The 20,144-nt window shown below is 61.7% G+C and carries 19 protein-coding genes, 1 other RNA gene and 1 pseudogene; 11 read left to right on the top strand and 10 right to left on the bottom strand.

Annotated features, from left to right (window positions below; genetic code table 11):
* From rho to Q8K09_RS17380, 3 genes and pseudogenes are all read left to right on the top strand, one after another.
* Nucleotides 1–425 (top strand): annotated as a pseudogene (rho, locus tag Q8K09_RS17370) (transcription termination factor Rho); the annotation flags it as partial.
* A gap of 134 nt (nt 426–559) precedes the next feature.
* Complete coding sequence (gene ubiD / locus Q8K09_RS17375) at nt 560–2,026, top strand: 4-hydroxy-3-polyprenylbenzoate decarboxylase (protein ID WP_305256242.1); 1,467 nt, start codon at nt 560–562, stop codon at nt 2,024–2,026.
* A gap of 100 nt (nt 2,027–2,126) precedes the next feature.
* Nucleotides 2,127–3,095 (top strand): CDP-6-deoxy-delta-3,4-glucoseen reductase, encoded by a 969-nt coding sequence (locus Q8K09_RS17380; protein ID WP_305256243.1) that lies wholly within the window; start codon nt 2,127–2,129, stop codon nt 3,093–3,095.
* 72 nt (nt 3,096–3,167) lie between these two features.
* On the opposite strand, the gene Q8K09_RS17385 is transcribed toward Q8K09_RS17380, so the two are convergent.
* A complete protein-coding gene (locus Q8K09_RS17385) occupies nt 3,168–4,148 on the bottom strand; it encodes an NADPH:quinone oxidoreductase family protein (protein WP_305256244.1) in 981 nt (326 codons plus the stop codon).
* 176 nt (nt 4,149–4,324) lie between these two features.
* Here Q8K09_RS17385 and Q8K09_RS17390 point away from each other — a divergent pair, with 176 nt between their 5' ends.
* Nucleotides 4,325–4,738, top strand: coding sequence for a flagellar basal body-associated protein FliL (locus Q8K09_RS17390; RefSeq protein ID WP_305256245.1), 414 nt, complete (start codon nt 4,325–4,327; stop codon nt 4,736–4,738).
* Nucleotides 4,739–4,767: 29 nt separating this feature from the next.
* Here the strand turns inward: Q8K09_RS17390 and Q8K09_RS17395 are convergent, their stop codons facing one another.
* From Q8K09_RS17395 to Q8K09_RS17415, 5 genes are all read right to left on the bottom strand, one after another.
* Nucleotides 4,768–5,892: an ABC transporter permease gene (locus tag Q8K09_RS17395; protein WP_305256246.1), complete on the bottom strand. Its 1,125-nt coding sequence runs from the start codon at nt 5,890–5,892 to the stop codon at nt 4,768–4,770.
* Nucleotide 5,893: 1 nt separating this feature from the next.
* Nucleotides 5,894–8,638: a ribosome-associated ATPase/putative transporter RbbA gene (gene rbbA, locus Q8K09_RS17400; RefSeq protein ID WP_305256247.1), complete on the bottom strand. Its 2,745-nt coding sequence runs from the start codon at nt 8,636–8,638 to the stop codon at nt 5,894–5,896.
* Nucleotides 8,635–9,711 carry an HlyD family secretion protein gene (locus Q8K09_RS17405; RefSeq protein WP_305256248.1) on the bottom strand — a complete coding sequence of 359 codons (1,077 nt, stop codon included), beginning with the start codon at nt 9,709–9,711 and terminating at the stop codon, nt 8,635–8,637. Before Q8K09_RS17405 ends, rbbA begins: the two co-directional genes overlap by 4 nt.
* Before the next feature lie 303 nt (nt 9,712–10,014).
* A complete protein-coding gene (locus tag Q8K09_RS17410) occupies nt 10,015–11,859 on the bottom strand; it encodes a diguanylate cyclase (protein ID WP_305256249.1) in 1,845 nt (614 codons plus the stop codon).
* Between the two features lie 66 nt (nt 11,860–11,925).
* On the bottom strand, nt 11,926–12,375 hold the full coding sequence (locus Q8K09_RS17415; protein WP_305256250.1) for an EVE domain-containing protein: 450 nt from the start codon (nt 12,373–12,375) through the stop codon (nt 11,926–11,928).
* 188 nt (nt 12,376–12,563) lie between these two features.
* Between Q8K09_RS17415 and Q8K09_RS17420 the strand changes: the two genes are divergently transcribed.
* Nucleotides 12,564–12,695: a hypothetical protein gene (locus tag Q8K09_RS17420; protein ID WP_305256251.1), complete on the top strand. Its 132-nt coding sequence runs from the start codon at nt 12,564–12,566 to the stop codon at nt 12,693–12,695.
* A 54-nt stretch (nt 12,696–12,749) separates the two neighbouring features.
* Here Q8K09_RS17420 and Q8K09_RS17425 read toward each other — a convergent pair whose 3' ends face one another.
* From Q8K09_RS17425 to Q8K09_RS17440, 4 genes are all read right to left on the bottom strand, one after another.
* A complete protein-coding gene (locus Q8K09_RS17425; protein ID WP_305256252.1) occupies nt 12,750–13,346 on the bottom strand; it encodes a 5-formyltetrahydrofolate cyclo-ligase in 597 nt (198 codons plus the stop codon).
* Between the two features lie 48 nt (nt 13,347–13,394).
* A non-coding RNA gene (gene ssrS, locus Q8K09_RS17430) (6S RNA) lies at nt 13,395–13,573 on the bottom strand.
* A 33-nt stretch (nt 13,574–13,606) separates the two neighbouring features.
* Complete coding sequence (locus tag Q8K09_RS17435) at nt 13,607–13,921, bottom strand: cell division protein ZapA (RefSeq protein WP_305256253.1); 315 nt, start codon at nt 13,919–13,921, stop codon at nt 13,607–13,609.
* Entirely contained in the window at nt 13,918–14,127 is a 210-nt protein-coding gene (locus tag Q8K09_RS17440) for a TIGR02449 family protein (RefSeq protein WP_305256254.1), read from the bottom strand. The genes Q8K09_RS17435 and Q8K09_RS17440 overlap by 4 nt, the downstream gene beginning before the upstream one ends.
* Nucleotides 14,128–14,282: 155 nt before the next feature.
* Between Q8K09_RS17440 and Q8K09_RS17445 the strand changes: the two genes are divergently transcribed.
* The 6 genes from Q8K09_RS17445 to Q8K09_RS17470 all read left to right on the top strand — a co-directional run.
* Nucleotides 14,283–14,837, top strand: a complete 555-nt coding sequence (locus Q8K09_RS17445; RefSeq protein WP_305256255.1) for a YecA family protein — start codon at nt 14,283–14,285, stop codon at nt 14,835–14,837.
* Nucleotides 14,838–14,871: 34 nt separating this feature from the next.
* Nucleotides 14,872–16,206 (top strand): Xaa-Pro aminopeptidase, encoded by a 1,335-nt coding sequence (gene pepP, locus Q8K09_RS17450; RefSeq protein ID WP_305256256.1) that lies wholly within the window; start codon nt 14,872–14,874, stop codon nt 16,204–16,206.
* 4 nt (nt 16,207–16,210) lie between these two features.
* On the top strand, nt 16,211–17,398 hold the full coding sequence (gene ubiH, locus Q8K09_RS17455; protein WP_305256257.1) for a 2-octaprenyl-6-methoxyphenyl hydroxylase: 1,188 nt from the start codon (nt 16,211–16,213) through the stop codon (nt 17,396–17,398).
* Nucleotides 17,399–17,401: 3 nt separating this feature from the next.
* Complete coding sequence (locus Q8K09_RS17460; protein WP_305256258.1) at nt 17,402–17,884, top strand: DUF4442 domain-containing protein; 483 nt, start codon at nt 17,402–17,404, stop codon at nt 17,882–17,884.
* A 9-nt stretch (nt 17,885–17,893) separates the two neighbouring features.
* Nucleotides 17,894–19,111, top strand: coding sequence for a 2-octaprenyl-3-methyl-6-methoxy-1,4-benzoquinol hydroxylase (locus Q8K09_RS17465; protein WP_305256259.1), 1,218 nt, complete (start codon nt 17,894–17,896; stop codon nt 19,109–19,111).
* A gap of 254 nt (nt 19,112–19,365) precedes the next feature.
* On the top strand, nt 19,366–20,144 hold a 779-nt coding region (locus Q8K09_RS17470; RefSeq protein WP_305256260.1), incomplete at its 3' end, for an extracellular solute-binding protein.

Below are 20,144 nucleotides of genomic sequence, written 5' to 3' on the forward strand. Positions count from 1 at the left end.
CTAGCTCCGGCAAGGTTCTCACCGGTGGTGTTGACGCCCATGCTCTGGAGAAGCCGAAACGTTTCTTCGGCGCTGCACGTAATATCGAAGAAGGCGGCTCGCTGACCATCATCGCCACCGCGCTGGTTGAAACCGGCTCGAAGATGGACGAAGTGATCTACGAGGAATTCAAGGGCACCGGCAACATGGAGCTGCCTCTGGACCGCCGGATCGCTGAGAAGCGCGTCTTCCCGGCGATCAACATCAACCGCTCCGGCACTCGCCGCGAAGAGTTGCTGACCGCCGAAGACGAACTGCAGCGCATGTGGATTTTGCGCAAGCTGCTGCACCCGATGGATGAAATCGCCGCTATCGAGTTTCTTATCGACAAGCTTAAAGCGACCAAGACCAACGACGAGTTCTTCCAGTCGATGCGCCGTAAGTAAGTCTCGCAACACTCACAAAAGCCGGGGAAACCCGGCTTTTGTGTGTCTACGTACTGCCAATCCTTCTGAATAAACTGGTTCGGCGCTAAACTTTCCCCCCCCCTATTCCGGTTCGCCGAACACGAGGCACGAACATGCAGTATCGCGACCTGCGCGACTTTATCCGCGGCCTGGAGCAGCGCGGCGAACTCAAGCGCATCCAGACGCCGGTATCCCCGGTGCTGGAAATGACCGAAGTCTGCGACCGCACTCTGCGTAAGGGTGGCCCCGCGTTGCTGTTCGAAAACCCCACGGGCTTCGACATGCCGGTGCTCGGCAATCTGTTCGGCACGCCCAAGCGGGTGGCGCTGGGCATGGGCGCGGAAGAGGTCAGCGAGCTGCGTGAGATCGGCAAGCTGCTGGCTTTTCTCAAGGAGCCTGAGCCGCCGAAAGGCCTGAAGGACGCCTGGAACAAGCTGCCGATCTTCCGCAAGGTGCTGGCCATGGCGCCCAAGGTGCTGAAAGACGCGCCTTGCCAGGAAGTGATCGAGGAGGGCGACGACGTCGACCTCGGTAAGCTGCCAGTGCAGACCTGCTGGCCGGGTGATGTCGGCCCGCTGATCACCTGGGGCCTGACTATCACCAAGGGCCCCAACAAGGAGCGGCAGAACCTCGGGATCTATCGCCAGCAGGTGATCGGCCGCAACAAGCTGATCATGCGTTGGCTGAGTCACCGTGGTGGTGCGCTGGACTTCCGTGACTGGTGCCAGAAGTATCCCGATCGGCCGTACCCGGTGGCTGTGGCCCTGGGCGCCGATCCGGCGACTATCCTCGGAGCGGTTACCCCGGTCCCGGACAGTCTCTCCGAGTATGCCTTTGCCGGCCTGTTGCGCGGTCACCGTACTGAACTGATCAAATGCCGCGGCAGTGATTTACAGGTGCCAGCGAGTGCCGAGATCGTTCTCGAAGGGGTGATTCATCCCGGCGAAATGGCCGACGAAGGTCCCTATGGCGACCACACGGGCTACTACAACGAGGTGGATCGCTTCCCGGTGTTTACCGTCGAGCGCATTACCCGTCGGCAAAAACCGATCTACCACAGCACCTACACCGGGCGCCCACCGGACGAGCCGGCGATTCTCGGCGTGGCGTTGAATGAAGTGTTTGTGCCGATTCTGCAGAAGCAGTTCCCGGAGATCACCGACTTCTACCTACCGCCGGAAGGCTGCTCCTACCGCATGGCGGTGGTGACCATCAAGAAGCAGTACCCCGGCCACGCCAAACGGGTGATGCTTGGTGTCTGGTCGTTTTTGCGACAGTTTATGTACACCAAGTTCGTTATCGTCACGGATGACGACATCAATGCGCGCGACTGGAACGACGTGATCTGGGCCATCACCACACGCATGGACCCCAAGCGCGACACGGTGTTGATCGAAAATACGCCGATCGACTACCTGGATTTTGCTTCGCCGATCTCCGGGCTGGGTAGCAAAATGGGCCTCGACGCTACTCACAAGTGGCCGGGTGAAACCACTCGTGAGTGGGGGCGTGCGATCGTTCAGGATGAGGCGGTCAAGCGCCGGGTCGACGATCTCTGGGCACAGTTGGGGATCGACTGATGTTGCGTGACCAGCTATACGAGCGACTTGGGTCGCGCTTACTGCAATGCGCGCAAAGCTCGGCCAAGGCCGTAGATTTGTGCTTTGGATTGAAGATGTTATGAAAGTTACTTTGCAACCCTCAGGTGCCGTACTCGACGTCGAACCAGGCGAGCGCATTCTCGATGCGGCGCGCCGACTCGGTTATGACTGCCCGCAGAGTTGTCTTAATGGCAACTGCCATATCTGCGCGGCCTTGCTGGTCAATGGTCGAGTGCGTCAGGCGGGGCAATCCCATGATCATGGCGAGGTATTCACTTGCCTGGCTGAGCCCGAGCAGGAGTGCGTGCTGCTCTGGGATGGGGTGTTGGCGCGAGGCGAGTTGCCGGTGCGCGAGCTGAACTGCCAACTGATCGAATGCCTTGATGCGGGTGGTGACGTATTTCGAGTCCGCCTGCGCGCCCCGGCCGGCAAGTTGCCGCGTTATCACGCTGGTCAGTACCTGCTGTTGCAACGGGCGGATGCCGAGTTCTCGGCCTTCTCCCTGGCCTCGGCGCCGCAGTCCGGACGTGAGTTGGAATTGCATATTCTGGCCCGTGACCCGTCCAGTATTGCGGTCATCGAGCACCTGCGCGGGCAAGGCTTCGCCCAGATTAAGATGCCGTTTGGCGATACCCATCTGGCCGAGCTGCCGGATGGTCCGCTGGTGCTGATTGCCGCCGGTACCGGGATGGCGCAGATGCACAGCTTGATTGAGCACTGTCGCGCTGCCGGTTTCCGTCACCCTGTGCACCTATATTGGGGCGCACGCCGGCCGGAAGATTTCTATGCGCTGCCTTGCTGGGCCGAGTGGCAGTCATTGCCCAACCTGTTTCTGCATAAGGTGGTCAGCGAGCAGTGCGACTGGCAGGGCCGTTACGGCCTGTTGCACGCGGCAGTGCGCGAGGACTTCGTCGACCTCAAACCGCTGTATGTGTATGCCAGCGGCTCGCCGGCGATGGTCTACGCAACCCTGGACGCTCTGGTGGAAGCTGGAATGGACGCCCGGCAGATGCGTGCCGACGTTTTCGCCTACGCGCCGCGGGGCTGATTGACGCCCGAGGGCGTCTTTTTCGCGCGCACCAGCGTTTCTGGGCCGGGCTGATGGTGCGCACGGCGCACCCTACCGGCGCACCGTTACTACCACCTTGCCCACTGCCTTGCGTTGGGCGAGGGTATTGATCGCCTGTGCGGCCTGCTCCAGGGGGAAGGTCTGCGACACCAGTGGTTTGATCTTGCCTTCGGCGTGCCAGGCGAACAGCTGCTGGAAGTTGGCGGCGTTGTCCTGGGGTTGACGCTGGGCGAACGCGCCCCAGAAGACCCCGACCACGGCGGCGCCCTTGAGCAGGGCCAGGTTGACCGGCAGCTCGGGGATGCGCCCACTGGCGAAGCCCACCACCAGCAGGCGGCCATTCCAGGCGATGCTGCGGATCGCTTGGTCGAACAGGTCGCCACCCACTGGGTCGTAGATCACGTCGGCACCCTGTCCGCCGGTCAGGCGTTTGACTTCGTCTTTCAGGTTGCTGTCGCTGTAGTTGATCAGTTCATCTGCACCAGCGGCCTTGGCCACGGCCAGTTTCTCTGCGCTGCTCGCCGCAGCAATTACCTTGGCGCCCAGTGCCTTGCCGATTTCCACTGCTGCAAGACCGACGCCGCCGGAGGCGCCGAGGACCAGCAAGGTTTCGCCCGGCTGCAAGTTGGCGCGCTGCTTGAGTGCGTGCATCGAGGTGCCGTAGGTCATGCCAAAGGCGGCCGCGCTGCTGAAGTCCATGTCCGGCGGGATCGGTATTACGTTGTAGCCCGCTACTGCGACTTGTTCGGCAAAGCTGCCCCAGCCAGTCAGGGCCATCACCCGATCACCGACTTTCAGGTGGCTGACCTTCTCGCCCACCGCGCTTACTACGCCGGCAGCCTCGCCGCCCGGTGAAAACGGAAATGGCGGCTTGAACTGGTACTTGCCTTCGATAATCAAGGTGTCGGGGAAGTTGACTCCGGCGGCATGCACGTCGAGCAGAATTTCGTTTTTCTTCGCTTCTGGGCTGGCGATTTCTTCCAGTACCAGGGTTTCGGCGGGGCCGAAGGCTTTGCACAGCACAGCTTTCATCGGACTTTTCCTCTGCGGGTAATGGTTTTGCAGTGTAGAGGCGGGTGGCGCTCGGTCAACGAGCATGGCCGTGTCTGATGGCGCCGCATAAGCCTGGACGGTTTTCCGTCGCCGCGGGGCTTGGGCTGCGGGCCGGCTATGGCTATGCTAAGCGCCCCTGTGGAGGAATACCCCCTGTGAAAGTCTGGATCGCACTGTTGTTGGCCCTGTCCCTGCCCATGTCGGCATTTGCCGAGGAGGCGGAGAAAAAGCCTGAAGAGGGCGCACCACCAGCCGTGGCCTACGTGAGTCTGACACCGCCGCTGGTGGGCAATTTTGGAACAGGCCCCAAGCTCAAGTATTACAAGGCGGATGTCGCCCTGCGGGTCAGCGGCCCTGCCGCTGAGGCGAAGGTCAAACACCATGAGCCGCTGATCCGCAATCAGCTGGTCATGCTGTTTTCCCAGCAGACCGAAGCGAGCATCGCGGCGCCCGGCGACAAAGAGGCCTTGCGCCAGGAAGCGCTCAAGCAGGTGCAGGATGTCCTCACTCAGGAGGAAGGTCAGCCGCTGGTGGACGACCTGTTGTTCAATAACCTGATTATTCAGTAGGCGTGCGGATCACTGCCTGAGCCGCTCTCTCAGGCCATCTGCGCCAGAGTCTTGCGAAAGCGCGCCAGGGCACCAAGAAAGAATAGGCTGCCGATCGCGGCCAGGGCCAGCAACTGTGGCCAGATGATCGTCAGGTCGGCGCCGCGGAACAGGATGGCCTGTGCCAGCTCGACGAAGTGGGTGGTCGGCGCCACCAGCATTACCTGCTGCACCAGTTCCGGCATGCTCTCGCGAGGCGTCATACCGCCGGAGAGAATCTGCAGTGGCATCAGCACCAGAATGATCAGCAGGCCCAGCTGCGGCATCGAGCGGGCTACGGTGCCGAAGAAGATGCCCATCGAGGTGGTGGCGAACAGGTGCAGCGCCGCGCCCAGCATGAACAGCGGTAGCGAGCCCTGAATCGGGATCTGCAGCCAGCCTTCGACGATGAAGCGCAGGGCGAAGGCTGATGCCAGCAGCACCACCAGGCCCATCGCCCAGATTTTTGCCAACATGATCTCGAATGGCGCCACCGGCATCACCAGCAGGTGCTCGATGGTGCCGTGTTCGCGCTCGCGGATCAGCGCTGCGCCGGTGAGGATTATCGAGAGCATGGTGATCTGGTTGATCACCTCGTTCACCGCGCCGAACCAGGAGCGGCTGAGGTTGGGGTTGAACGCCGTGCGGATGACTGCTTCCACCGGCACCTCGACAGCGCTTTGGTAGCGTTTGACGAAGGTGGCCACCTCGGTGCTGATGATTTGCTGGATGTGCCCGGCACCGGTGAAGGCCTGGCTAACCTGGGTGGCATCAACGTTGAGCTGGATGGTGGGGCTGCGTCCGGCCAGCAGGTCCTTCTGGAAGTTCGGTGGGATGTTCAGGGTAAAGGTGTAAAGGCCGGCGTCCATACCGCTGTCCATTTGTCCCAGGGTAGTGGGTTTGGGTGGCAGGAAGTAGGGCAGCTGGAAGGCATTGAGGATGCGTTGCGAGGCCTGCGACTGATCTTCGTCGACCACTGCCATGGTGGCCCGGTGCGGCGCTTCGGGTAGGGCGGTAGCGCTGGTGTAGATGGCCAGGGTGAAGGCGTAGATGATCAGTACCAGCAACGCCGGGTCGCGATACAGGCTGCGCAGTTCCTTGAGGCCCAGCTGGAAGATGTTACCGAGTGCGCGCATGTCATTTTTCCTGCTTGCGCAGGCCGGCGACACTGAGCAGGGTCAGCACCGGAATGGCCAGCAACATGGGAACGAAGTACCAATAGAGGTCGGCCATGCCCAGCGCTTTGGAGAACACCCCGCGGCTGATGGTCAGGAAGTGGCTGGTCGGGTAGATCTGGCCGAAGAAGGCGCTGGCGCCCTCGAGGGCCGATACCGGGTGGGTCAGCCCGGAGAACTGTACAGCCGGCAGCAGGGTGGCGATGGCCGTGCCGAAGATTGCCGCTATCTGGCTGTTGAGCACCGAGGACATCAGCAGGCCTAGCCCGGTGGCGCAGGTGACATACAGCAGCGCGCCGAGGGTCAGTGTCAGCAGGCTGCCTTTGACCGGGATACCGAAAACCAACACGGCCAGTATTACCAGGGTGACGAAGTTGATCATCCCCAGGCCGATATAGGGCAGTTGTTTGCCGAGCAGAAACTCCAGGCGAGTGACCGGGGTAACGTAGAAGTTGGTTATCGAGCCCAGTTCCTTCTCGCGCACCACGCCAAGCGCGGTAAGCATCGCCGGGATCATCATCAACAGGATCGGGATCATCGCCGGCACCATGGCCGGAAGGCTCTGCACATCCGGGTTGTAGCGATAGCGCACGGCGACATTGACCTGGCTGCTGCTGTCGATGCCCGCGCGCCGGGCCAGGTTCTGCAGATAGCTGGTGTGCAGGCCCTGCGTGTAGCCTTTGATGGTGTCGGCGCGCATCGGCATTGCGCCATCAACCCAGAACGCCACTTGCGGCACGGCGCCGCGTTTGAGGTCGCGCCCGAAGTTCGGTGGTATTTCGATGGCCAGGCTGATCTCGCCGCTGCGCATGCGCCGCTCCATCTCGGCGGGGCTGGTCAGCGGCGCTTTCTCGATGAAATAGCGCGAACCACTGATGTTCAGCGTGTAGGCCTGGCTGGCGGTGGTTTGGTCGCGATCGAGCACGGCGTAAGTCAAGTCCTCCACGTCCATGCTGATGCCGTAACCCATGATGAACATCAGCATCACGGTGCCGAGCATGGCGAGGGTGGCGCGGATCGGATCACGGCGCAGTTCCATGGCCTCGCGCCGGGTATAGCTGAGCAAGCGGCGCATGCTGAAGCGTGAGCGTAGCTCTGCGCTGCTCGCGACTTTGGTCGGGCGCTTGCTGTCGTCGGTGACCGAGGTCGTTTGCGGGTGGGACGCCGCATGTGCGGTCACGGCATCTTGCAGATAAGCGATAAAAGTGGCTTCCAGCGTCGGCAAGTCGCGCTTGCTCATCAGTGCCTGCGGCGTATCGCTGTCCAATACCTTGCCGGCATGCATCAGCGAAATACGGTCGCAGCGCAGCGCCTCATTCATGAAATGGGTGGAGATGAAGATGGTTACGCCGTCCTCTCGGGATAGCTGTACCAGCATCGCCCAGAAGCCGTCACGGGCAATCGGGTCGACGCCCGAAGTCGGTTCGTCGAGGATCAGGATTTCCGGTTTGTGGATCACGGCCACCGCCAGCGACAGGCGCTGACGCACGCCCAAGGGCAGCGCTTCAGGCAGGCTATCTGCCTCGGCGAGCAGCTCGAAGCGCGTGAGCATTTCGTCGATGCGAGGTCCGCGCTGCTCGGCGGGCAGGTGGAACAGGCGGGCATGCAGATCGAGGTTCTGCCGCACCGTGAGTTCGTTGTAGAGCGAAAAGGCCTGGGACATGTAACCGACCCGCTGGCGGGTCTGCATGTCGTGCGGGTCGATCTTCTTGCCGAATAATAAGGCATCACCCTCGCTGGCCGGGAGCAGGCCGGTGAGCATCTTCATGGTGGTGCTTTTGCCGCAGCCGTTGGAGCCGAGAAAACCGAAAATTTCCCCGCGCTCGATGCGAAAGTTCACCTGATCCACCGCCACGAAGTCGCCGAAGCGCATGGTCAGCCCGTGGGCCTCGATGGCAATTTTGTCGCTGGCCTGGCGCGGCGGGATCTGCAGGGCACGGTGATGGCGGGTTTTCTCTTCTGGCAGGAGGCGAATAAAGGCCTGCTCAAGGGTGTCACTTGCAGTACGTGCGAGCAGGTCGCTCGGGCTGCCAGTGGCGAGAACGCGTCCGGCATCCATGGCCACCAGATGATCGAAGCGCTGTGCTTCATCCATGTAGGCGGTGGCCACCAGCACGCTCATCTGCGGGCGTTCTGCGCGGATGCGCTCTATCAATTCCCAGAATTGGTTGCGCGACAGCGGATCGACGCCGGTGGTCGGCTCGTCGAGGATCAGCAGGTCAGGGTCATGGATCAACGCACAGCAAAGCCCGAGTTTTTGTTTCATGCCGCCCGAAAGCTTGCCTGCCGGTCGGTCGACGAATGCAGCCAGACCTGTGCTGCGGGTAAGCTCGGCGATGCGCCAGTGACGCTCGGCGGCGGCCTGGCCGAACAGCCGGCCGAAGAACTCGAGGTTCTCGAATACGGTTAGTGTCGGGTACAGATTCTTGCCCAGGCCCTGCGGCATATAGGCAATGCGCGGGCAGACATCGCGGCGATGGCGGCGGTCGGCCATGTCGCCGTCGAGTACCCGCACCTGGCCGTGCTGGATCTTGCGCGCACCGGCGATCAGCGCCAGTAGGCTGGACTTGCCGACGCCGTCCGGGCCGATAAGTCCGACCATGCAGCGTGCGGGCAGCGCCAGGGTCAGCGTGTCTAGCGCGCAGGTTTTGCCGTATTGCAGGCTGACCCCGTCAACCTGCACCACTGGAGCCGGTGGCTGGTTCATGGGGTAACGTTGATGTGCAGGTGAGCGGGCCATTCGGCGTCAGCGTCGAGTTTCAGGTAGGCCATGCCGGGTAGGCCGGTCTTGACCTGTTCCATATGTTTTTCCAGCAACGCTGGATCGATTCTCGCCTTGACCCTGAACATTAGTTTTTCCCGCTCGCTGGCGGTTTCGACGGTCTTCGGGGTGAACTGGGCAACACTGGCGACATAGCTGACCTTGGCCGGGATCACGTACTGCGGGGCGGCATCCAGCACCAGGCGCACGTCGCTGTCAAGGGCGACCCGGCCGGCTTGGCGCTCGGGCAGAAAGAAGGTCATGTAGACGTCGCCGAGATCGACCAGGCTGACTATTTTGCCGCCAGCGCCAAGTACTTCACCCGGCTGGGCCACGCGAAATTGCACACGCCCGCCACGTGGAGCCTTGAGTTGGCTGTCGGCAATATCAACCAGTAGGCGTTCGACGCTGGCTTGGGCGGCTTCCACGGCTGATTGCGCTTCGATGACCTGGGATTGCGCGGCAGTAATGCCCGCTTCAGCAGAGACCACCTGAGAGCGCGACGCGGCCAGGGCTGCCTCGGTGCTTTGCAGGTTTGCCAGGTCGTCATCCAGTTGCTGCAGGGGCAGGGCATTGCGCTTGACCAGGATGGCGCTGCGGGCATGGCGTTTTTTCGCGGCGGAGACTTCCGCCTGGCGTTGGCGCACGATAGCTTCGGCGGTGATTTTCTCACTTTCGCGCAAGCTGACCTGGGCGCGGGCGGTCAACTGGCTGTTCTGTGCCTGGCGCATTTGTGCTTTGGCTTGGGCCAGTTGCGCTTGCAGTACCTGAGTGTCCATCTGCGCGACTACCTGTCCAGGCTGGACAAAGTCGCCTTCATCGACCTCGATACTGGCAATGCGTCCGCCCAGCTTGGTGGCGACGTCCACTTCGGTGGCTTCGATGCGGCCGTTACCGCTGGTGAAGCCTTCCCCCAAGCCTTTGGGCTGCAGTTCATGCCATAACACGACCGCTATCGCTGCGATGCCCAAGACCGCTGCGCTGCGGATAATCCAGTTCTTGCTGATTGGCATGTTCATCCATGGGCTCTCAAGGGCAAAAGGGGTGGCAGCAGTGAAAACTCCCGCTAGCGGCGGCTGTCTCCGGACGCCTGGAGGTAGACTCGCGATAGCGTCCGATACGTTCACAGCCTTTGAGGCTTTATGTGCACGTCAGGAATGAGCGGTTACAGGCCGTGCTGTTGGGTATTCCAGGCACTGCTCGCGTCGGTGGGGTCAAAGCCTGCAAAACACCGCCAATCCACTGTAGTGCAATTTCCCAGCGAGCCCTTGACGCAGGTCAGCTGCGGCTTGTCCTGCGAGATCAAGGCGCAGATTGCCTAGTCAGACCGGGCTGTTCTGCCAAGCGCAGATGCGGTTGCGACCTTCGTGCTTGGCGCGATAAAGCGCTTGATCGCAGTGCGCCATCAGTTGCTCCGGTGATCCGCCGCTGTCGGGCTCGGCCACTGCCAGGCCGACGCTCAGGGTCAGGCGGCCCTGCGGACTGTCCGGGTGAGCGAGGTTCAGTGTCGCGAGCCGTTGCTGCAGCCGAGAGGCGACATGCATGCCGCCCTCCAGGCCGGTATCAGCGAGGATGATCGCGAACTCCTCGCCGCCATAGCGGCAGGCACTGTCGCCCTCGCGCTTGAGGCTGGTGCGCAAGATGTCCGATACCTGGCGTAGCGCATCGTCGCCAGCCAGATGGCCGAAGCGGTCGTTGTAGCGTTTGAAGTAATCGATATCGATCATCAGCAGGGTCAATGAGGCGCCCTGGCGGCGCAAGCGCCGCCACTCGCTGGCAAGTTGGCTGTCGAAAAAACGCCGGTTGTACAAACCGGTCAAGCCGTCCTGCTGCGACAGGCGTTGCAGCTGAGCTTCGAGCTGCAGGCGTTGGCTGTTGTCGCGGGTTACCCCAATCAGGTATTCGTGGTTATTGACCAGGACAAGTTGTGCACTGATCTCCGCGGCTTGTTCGCTGCCGTCGCTACGGCGCATCGTCTGCTGGAAGATGGTAGATAGCTGATCCTGTTGGGCTTGGCGTACGCCCTCCAGCCATGCGTGGTAACCCGGTAGCAGCTGTTCCGGATCCCGCTTGAGCAAGTCGCGGAAGGCCTCTGCGCTGTAGCCCAGGCTGCTGTAGGTGGCCTTGTTCATGTGCAGGATGTCGCGGCTCTGCGGGTCGATGATGAACAGGCCGTCGTGGCTGGAGTCAGTCAGGTCGATGACCAGCTGCAGGCGTTCACGGCTGTCGCGCAGTACATGCTCGACCTTTGTGCGCTGCGCGAGCTCCTCGCTCAGGCGCCGGTTGCCGATGTGCAGGGCACTGGCGCGGCGGGCGTTGTCGAGTGCCAGGCCAATGGCCGCGACCAGCAGCAGGCTGATGGTCAGGCTGGCGCCGAGAACAATTTTCGGTAGGGGCGTGGCCAGGCTTTGCACCAGCCGCGCGGTTGGCTTGAGGCGCAGGGTAAAGTTTTGATTGTTTAACAGATCGAGCGGCACCTCCTGTTGCAGGGTGGCGAGTGCGTCGGGTTGTTGGTGGCTGTAGATTGGCCGGCCGGCTTCCAGGAGATGGACACTGAAGTCCTGGCTACCGGGGTGGCGGAGCAGTTCATCCATCAGCCCCTCGACGCGAAACACGCCTTGCAGGAAGCCATCGAAGACCCGTTCGTTCTGCTCGTTGTGGATGTAAAGCGGGGTGTAGAGGATGAAGCCGCTGCCGCCCTGAGCCAGGGCAAAGCTGTTGGAAAAGCGTGGTTCGCCCAAAGTTTTGGCCTGGATCGCCAGGTTGAAGTTGGGGTGCGCCGGAGTCAGTTGGAATTGCTGGGCTGCTTCGTTGCCCTGCAGGGGTTCGATCCAGCGCATCTTGAGCTCGGCATCGAGCCATTGGATGGCCTGGTAGCCCTTGAAGCGCTCAAGAGAGAAGCGGCTGTCGAGCAGCCACTCATTCATCGGGATGCGCCCGCGGCGATTCCACTGCAGGGCAATGCGGCGCAGGTCATCGACCTGCTCGTGCAGGCTGGTTTCCAACTGCTGGGCAAGGCTGCGCGCCTGGTAGTCGACGCGCTCGGCAACACGCGCCTGTTGGGCGACCTGCAGGCGCTGCCAGAGCAGCACGCTGACCAGGCAAAGGCCTAACAGCAATGCTGCCAGTGCCAAGCGCGTGGGCCAGGGGAGTGGAGAGCGCAGCATAGGCAGGATCCACAGGAGGTCGGCTTATTTCATAGCACAGCGCCGGCTCACTGCGCCAGCACCCGCTCAGCGTATCGCGAGGATCGCTGTCCACTGCTCTGCACTGACGGGCATCACCGACAGGCGACTGCCTTTATGTACCAGAGGGAGTTCGTGCAAGGCGTGCTGCGCCTTCAATTCGGCCAGCGGTATGATCCGGCTGAAGGCTTCAACAAAGGCTACATCGACTGCGCTCCAGGGGTTTTTCTCGCAGCTGGCCTTGGCGTCGAAGTAGTGGCTGTGTGGGTCGAGTGCTGTTGGGTCGGCATAAGCGGGCTTGCTGATGCCGGCGATACCCGCGATGCCCGGCTCTGGGCAGCTGGAGTGATAAAAGAAGAAAAGGTCACCGCTTTGCATGCTGCGCAAAAAATTACGCGCCTGATAATTGCGTACGCCGTCCCAGCGGGTTTGGCCGAGGCGCTGCAGGTCATGGATCGATAACTCGTCGGGTTCCGACTTCATCAGCCAACAAGGCATGAACTTTGCTCCGTTAAATCTGTCTTTGCTGCGCGTGCATGCCGCGGGTGACCGTTTGGCACGAGGAGTGGGTTGGTTGTAAGCGCGGGCAGAACATGCCGGCCTTTATCCCAGGCAGTTTGTAAGGTCGATAATAATAAAGCCGCCGGTTCACGGTGCGCAGCATGCCTTCAAGGGGGAGGCAGCCAATGAAACGCAAGCCAGATCTATTGTGGGTATTAGTCATTCTGTTCAGTCTGGGCGTGGTTACTACGGGTTACACCCAGAGCCAGTGGGAACGCCAGGGTGATGCGCCGGTTAACCTGCACCGGCAACCTTGATTCGCATGCCCGATACGCTGTGTGCCGCACGGATCGCGGCGCCGCCAGCACGGCTCAGTACCACGCTCTGTCCGTCACCGTCGCCTTGAGTGGCACATCCCAGCTGGCCAGTGCCAGCCGATCCACCTGCTGACATTCATGCGCCAGGCCGAGTAACGTCGGGTTCTGCCATTTTTTGCGCAGCCCGCGGTACGCCAGGCTGCGATCATAAAAACCACCGCCCATGCCGATGCGCCCGCCGTGGCGGTCGAAACCGACCAGCGGCAACAACACCAAATCAAGCGCCCATACCTTGCGTTGCTGGGCACGATTGTGGCTCGGCTCGGGGATGCGGAATCGATTGGGTTTCATGGTTTCGTGCGGGCGCACGCGCTGGAACACCATCTTGGTGCGCGGCCAGGGATTGAGTACCGGAAGGTAGGTGGCTTTGCCGCGACGTTGAGCGGCGCGTAACAACGGGCGAGGGTCGATTTCACCGTCGTTCGGCAGGTACAGGGCAATGTGTTTGGCGCGACGAAACAGCGGATGCTGCGCCAGTTGCCGATACAGCTGGAGAGCGGCTCGGCGTTGCGCTTGATTGCTCAGGGCTCGGCGCTTTTGCCGCAGCAGGCGGCGTAGTTGCGGGCGGGTCAGGCGGGTGGAGTCAAGCATGATCAGGCACAGTACCTGTTGCCGGCGACTGGCAACAGGTAGAAAAAAAGACTCCCCGACGTGCCGCTGTCGGCTTAGCCCTTGAACCCGAAAGTTCAAGGTGGAGGTTGCAGGAGGCGTTAAGGCTTTCCGTCAGGCGGACATGCACACCGGCCCCGTCATGCAACCCCCAGGTTTGTGCGTATCGGCTCAGGGACATCACCAACTGGCGCACACTCCAGGGAGCGGCGACCAGTATACCTGAATCCATTGCGCTGCAATCAGCGAGCTTGATCATCGTCGTCATTAGCCAGGGCATGATCGACGCGCTCGAGCAAATCGCGTACCTGGTCACGGGTAGAGGTTGCGTGCTGACCCAGGCTCTGCTGTTTGTGCAGCAAGTCGTGAGTGATATTCAGTGCGGCCATTACGGCTATGCGGTCGGAGCCGATGACTTTGCCACTGCTGCGTATCTCACGCATTTTACCGTCGAGGTAGCGCGCAGCGCTTTCCAGGTTGTTGTGTTCGTTTGGCGGACAGGCGATGCAATATTCTTTGTCCAGAATATGCACGGTAACGGTATTCGACTGGGTCATGAGTCCTGCTCCAGGGCTTTGAGGCGCGAAATCATTGATTCGACCTTATGCCGGGCCATTTCGTTCTTTTCGATTAGATGGGCGCGCTCCTCGCGCCAGGCCTTTTCATTTGCCAGGAAAACCCGGTTCTGGGCTTTGAGCTGCTCGACGCGCTGGATCAGTTGGTCCAGCTTGGTCGTGAGGGCGTGCAGGTCGACGTCTTCCATGGGGTCTCGCTAAGGCAAGGATTGACCGGACTATATAGGCTTGTACCTGAAAGAGGTCAAACCGCGCGCCTGCCTTGGATGGTCTTGGCGCGCTTGCCGGTGCTAGGATACGAGGCCTTATTCTAGTGATTGCGCCGCTTGGCGCCTAGTGATCTATGCCGACTTCAAATTCTCCTTACACTGCTTTTGCCACGTTGCTCGCCAGCAGTGGTCATCCCGTTTCCCCTGCCGAACTGCATGGCCTGCTGCTGGGCCGCAGCTGTGCTGGCGCAGGCTTTGAGATCGACTCCTGGCTGGTGGATGCCGCCGAGCTGCTCGGCGGTGCGCCGCAAGACAACGTGCGCCAGGCGCTGATCGGCTTGCAGGAGATGGTCAAGGGCGAGTTGTGCGGTGACGACGTTACGGTCGTACTGCTGCTGCCTTCTGATGAAGCACCGTTAGGCGAGCGGGCTGCAGCCATTGGTCAGTGGTGCCAGGGTTTTCTCGGTGGCTTCGGCCTGACTGCCCGTGACAGCGCCCTGAGCGCCGAGGCCATGGAAGTGCTGCAGGATCTTTCGGCGATCGCCCAGGTGCAGAATGCCCTGGAAGAGTCGGAAGACGGCGAAAACGACTACATGGAAGTGATGGAGTACCTGCGGGTTGCTCCGTTGCTGCTCTTCAGTGAGTGCGCCAAACCTGTAGCGACGGCTGCCAAGCCGTTGCTGCACTGATTTTTTACGCGATAGAAATGGATCCAGTCTGCCCATGATCAGCATCCCAAAGTCGGAATACGCCCGTCGGCGCAAGGCGCTTATGGCGCAGATGGAACCCAACAGCATCGCCATTCTGCCGGCGGCGCAGGTGTACATCCGTAATCGCGACGTCGAGCATGTCTACCGCCAGGACAGCGACTTTCAGTACCTCTCCGGCTTTCCCGAGCCGCAGGCGGTGATCGCTTTGATTCCGGGTCGCGAGCATGGCGAGTACGTATTGTTTTGCCGCGAACGTGATCCTGAACGCGAGCTGTGGGATGGCTTGCGTGCCGGTCAGGACGGTGCAATCAGTCAGTACGGCGCTGACGATGCCTTCCCGATTGGCGACATCGACGACATCCTTCCGGGGCTGATCGAGGGCCGCGAGCGGGTGTACTACGCGATGGGCACCAACCAGGAGTTCGATCGTAACCTGATGGACTGGATCAACGTGATCCGCTCCAAGGCGCGTCAGGGCGCGCAGCCGCCAAACGAGTTCGTCGCCCTTGACCACCTGTTGCATGACATGCGTCTGTATAAGTCGGCCGCCGAGGTCAAGGTGATGAAAGAGGCCGCGCAGATTTCCGCGCGCGCCCACATCCGTGCCATGCAGGCCAGTCGCGTCGGCCTCCATGAGTTCCACCTGGAAGCCGAGCTGGATTACGAGTTCCGCAAGGGCGGGGCGAAGATGCCGGCCTACGGCTCGATAGTGGCGGCCGGCAAGAATGCCTGCATCCTGCACTATCGCGAGAACGATGCGCCGCTCAAGGATGGCGACCTGGTGTTGATCGATGCCGGCTGCGAGATCGACTGCTATGCCAGTGATATCACGCGCTGCTTCCCGGTCAACGGTAAGTTTTCGCCCGAGCAGAAGGCTGTTTACGAGCTGGTGCTGGCGGCCAACGAGGAAGCCTTCAAGCACATCGGTCCTGGCAAGCACTGGAACGAAGCCCATGAGGCCACGGTGCGGGTGATTACCGCCGGGCTGGTCGAGCTGGGTCTGTTGCAGGGCGAGGTCGATGAGCTGATCGCCAGCGAAGCCTACAAACCCTTCTACATGCACCGTGCCGGCCACTGGCTGGGCATGGACGTGCACGACGTTGGCGACTACCGGGTTGGTGGCGAGTGGCGAGTGCTGGAAGTCGGCATGGCCATGACTGTCGAGCCGGGTATTTACATCGCGGTGAACAATACCAGCGTGGCGAAGAAATGGCGGGGTATCGGCGTGCGCATCGAAGATGACGTGGTCGTGGCCAAAAGCGGTTGCGAGGTACTGACCCTCGGCGTGCCGAAAACCGTCGCCGAGATCGAGGCGCTGATGGCTGCCGCGCATACAGTGGTGGCCTGAGCTCATGCAGCGAGTCGATCTGGCAATTATTGGCGGCGGCCTGGTCGGCGCCAGTTTGGCCCTGGCCCTGCAGGGTGAGGCCAAGGTGCGCGGCTGGCGGATCAGCCTGGTCGAGCCCTTCGCGCCGGGCGAAGGCTACCAGCCGAGCTACGATGCGCGGTCCACCGCACTGTCCTATGGCACGCGGCTGATTTATCAGCGTTTAGGTCTGTGGCAGGCCATCAGTGAGCGCGCCGAACCGATTCGGCAGATTCACGTCTCCGACCGCGGTCGTTTCGCTGCGGCGCGCTTGAGTGCTGAGGAAGAGGGCGTACCCGCGCTGGGCTATGTCGTGGAAAATGCCTGGTTGGGTCAATGCCTGTGGCAGGCCCTTGATCGGCAGGTGGTCAGTTGGCGCAGCCCGGCGCAGGTAACGCGCCTGGACGCGCAGGAAAACGGCTATCGACTGACCCTGGATGATGAGTCCAGCCTTACGTGTGACCTGGCGATTCTGGCCGATGGCGGTCGCTCCAGTCTGCGCGAGCAGCTGAGCATCGGTGTCAGCCACAAGCCTTACGGCCAGAGTGCACTGATTGCCAATGTCAGTGCACAGGATGATCACCAGGGTTTGGCTTTCGAGCGTTTTACCGAAGACGGGCCGATGGCCATGCTGCCGCTCGCGGACAAGCGCTGCGCCTTGGTCTGGACCCGCTCAACCGCCGACGCCGAGCGTTTACTGCAGCTGGATGACGCAGGTTTTCTCGAAGAGTTGCAGCTGGCCTTTGGTTATCGCCTCGGCGCCTTGCACCAGGTTGGCGTGCGCCACCTGTACCCGCTGGCGTTGACTGCGGCCGAAGAGCAGGTGCGTTCCCATCTGGTGGTGCTTGGTAATGCCGCACACAGCCTGCACCCGATTGCCGGGCAAGGCTACAACCTGTCCCTGCGCGACACCCTGGCGTTGGCCGAGGCGCTCCTGGCCAGCAGTGCGCCGTTGGGAGACCTGGCGACCTTGCAGGGCTATCTGCAACGGCAATTGGCCGACCAGCAGTTGACCGTGGGCTTCTCCGATCAGGTCACCCGTTTATTCAGCAGTGGCCAGCCGCTGCTGGCGGCCGGGCGCGGTCTTGGCCTGTTGGGTCTGGATCTGCTGCCGCCGGCCAAGCGCTGGTTCGCCCGCCAGGCCATGGGCCTGGGCACCCGTATGGAGGGCTAGGCAATGACCGCTCGCCGATTGGCTCGCAAGGCGCGCTTGCTGCGTTGGGCGATGAATATCTATCCGCCCTATTTGGGTGCTGGCGTATGGGTGCGGCATATCAGCGCGGACTTTCGTCAGGTGCAGGTCAAAATGGGCTTGGGCTGGTACAACCGTAACTACGTGGGTACCCAGTTCGGTGGCAGCCTGTACTCGATGACCGACCCGTTTTTTATGCTGATGCTGATGGAGAATCTTGGGCGCGACTACATCGTCTGGGACAAGGCTGCCAGCATCGACTTCATCGCGCCGGGCAAAGGCTCCGTGTACGCTGACTTCAGTGTTGGCTGCGAGCTGTTGCAGGAAATTCGCACGCAGACGGCCAGCGGTGAAAAATACCTGCCCGAGTTGCAGGTCGAGGTGCGTGATGGCACCGGAACCCTGGTGGCGCGGGTACACAAGACGTTGTACGTGCGGCTCAAACCCCGTGCCCGACAGGCAGCTTAAGGAATCAACATGCGTGCGGATATGATCATTGTCGGTGCCGGGATGGTCGGCAGCGCCCTGGCCTTGGCCCTGCAGGAACAAGGGCTGGATATTCTGCTGATCGACGGCGGGCCGCTGAGCGTCCAGCCGTTTGACCCTGCAGCACCCTTCGAGCCACGGGTCAGTGCGCTGTCGATCGCCAGTCAGCGGGTGCTCGAGCGACTGGGTGTATGGCAGGGCGTCGCCCGCCGCCGCCGCAGCCCTTATGCGCACATGCGCGTGTGGGACGGCGCCGGTACCGGGCAGGTTCATTTCAGTGCGGGCAGTGTGCATGCCGAGGCGCTCGGCCACATCGTTGAGAACCGTGTGGTTCAGGATGCTTTGCTCGAATGCCTGCATGACGCGGCTGTGGGCCTGCTGAACAATGCGCGTCTGGAGCAGTTGCGTCGCTCCGGCGACGAGTGGCTGCTGACCCTTACCGATGGCCGCCAGTTGCGCACCCCTTTGCTTGTCGCCGCCGATGGCGCCAACTCGGCGGTGCGTCGCCTGGCAGGTTGCGCGACCCGCGAGTGGAATTACTTGCACCACTCCATCGTCACCAGTGTGCGCTGTGGTGAGGCGCACCAGGCCACCGCCTGGCAGCGCTTCACCGATGATGGGCCGCTGGCCTTTCTACCCTTGGACGGGCCGGTCGGTGAGCACTGGTGTTCGATCGTCTGGTCGGTTGTGCCTAGCGAAGCCGAGCGCCTGATGGCGCTGGATGACGCTGGCTTTTGTGTCGAACTGGGCAAGGCTTTCGAGCATCGCCTGGGCGAGGTGCTGCAGGCAGATCCGCGTCTGTGCATCCCCTTGCGTCAGCGCCACGCCAAACGCTATGTCGAAGAAGGGCTGGTACTGATCGGCGACGCTGCGCACAGCATCCATCCGTTGGCTGGGCAAGGCGTCAACCTAGGCTTTCTCGACGCCGCCGTACTGGCCGAGGTGTTGCTGCATGCCCATGCGCGTGGCGAGCGCCTGGCCGATGAGCGTGTGCTGAGTCGCTACGAGCGCCGGCGCATGCCGCACAACCTGGCAATGATGGCGGCGATGGAGGGCTTTGAGCGCTTGTTCCAGGCCGATCCGCTGCCGTTGCGTTGGCTGCGTAATGCCGGGCTCAACTGGGTAGATGAGCTGCCCGAGGCCAAAGCGCTGTTCGTCCGCCAGGCGCTGGGTCTGTCGGGCGACCTGCCGGAGTTGGCGCGCGCCTGAGTCCTCGGGCATGCCGCGCCAGGCTGACCCGTTTTCCGCTTAGGCGTGGCCCATGCCTGCAAAAGGCATCGCGGGCATGCCCCGCTGCTTCGGGCTGGACGTCCCCTTCTTCCCATTGAGTCTGGATGATATCTGGCGAGTATTGACCTGGATCATGGCGGACTAGGTCTGAGAGGCGAAGAATGGTTGAGAAACTAAATAACATTCACTACTATTTAATCTTTCGATTCACCTTCGCTCAAGAGGCAGGATTCATGCAGGTAAGTAAGCGTTTGTTTGCCGCTCTCACCCTCACTGCGCTGGCTGGTGCCGTCCAGGCCGCCGATGAAGTGGTGGTCTACTCCGCGCGTATCGACGAGCTGATCAAGCCGGTTTTCGATGCCTACACCGCCAAGACCGGTGTCGCGGTGAAATTCATCACGGACAAGGAAGCGCCGCTGCTGGCCCGTTTGAAAGCCGAAGGCAAGAACACGCCGGCTGACATGCTGATCACCGTGGATGCCGGCAACCTCTGGCAGGCCGAGCAGGAAGGCGTGCTGAAGAAGCTGGACTCCAAGGTCATCGAGAGCAATATCCCTGCTCAGTATCGCTCCAGCACTGGCGCCTGGACCGGATTGTCGTTGCGCGCACGGACTCTGGTGTACTCCACCGAGCGAGTCGAGCCGCAAGAACTATCGACCTACGAAGCGCTGGCCGACAAAAACTGGGAAGGCCGCCTGTGCCTGCGTACCAGTAAGAAAGTGTATAACCAGTCGCTGACCGCCACCCTGATCGAAACCCATGGCGCCGAGAAGACCGAGGAGATCGTCAAGGGTTGGGTCAACAACCTGGCCACCGACGTATTCCCTGATGACACCGCGCTGCTGCAGGCCATCGACGCCGGCCAGTGCGACGTGGGCATCACCAACACCTACTACTACGGCCGTCTGCACAAGCAGCAGCCGGATCTGAAGGTCAAACCTTTCTGGCCGAACCAGGACGACCGTGGCGTGCACGTCAACCTGGCCGGTGCCGGTGTGACCAAGCATGCACC

Origin of the sequence: Pseudomonas sp. (assembly GCF_030683065.1) — a bacterium.
In the GTDB taxonomy this organism is placed as follows: domain Bacteria; phylum Pseudomonadota; class Gammaproteobacteria; order Pseudomonadales; family Pseudomonadaceae; genus Aquipseudomonas.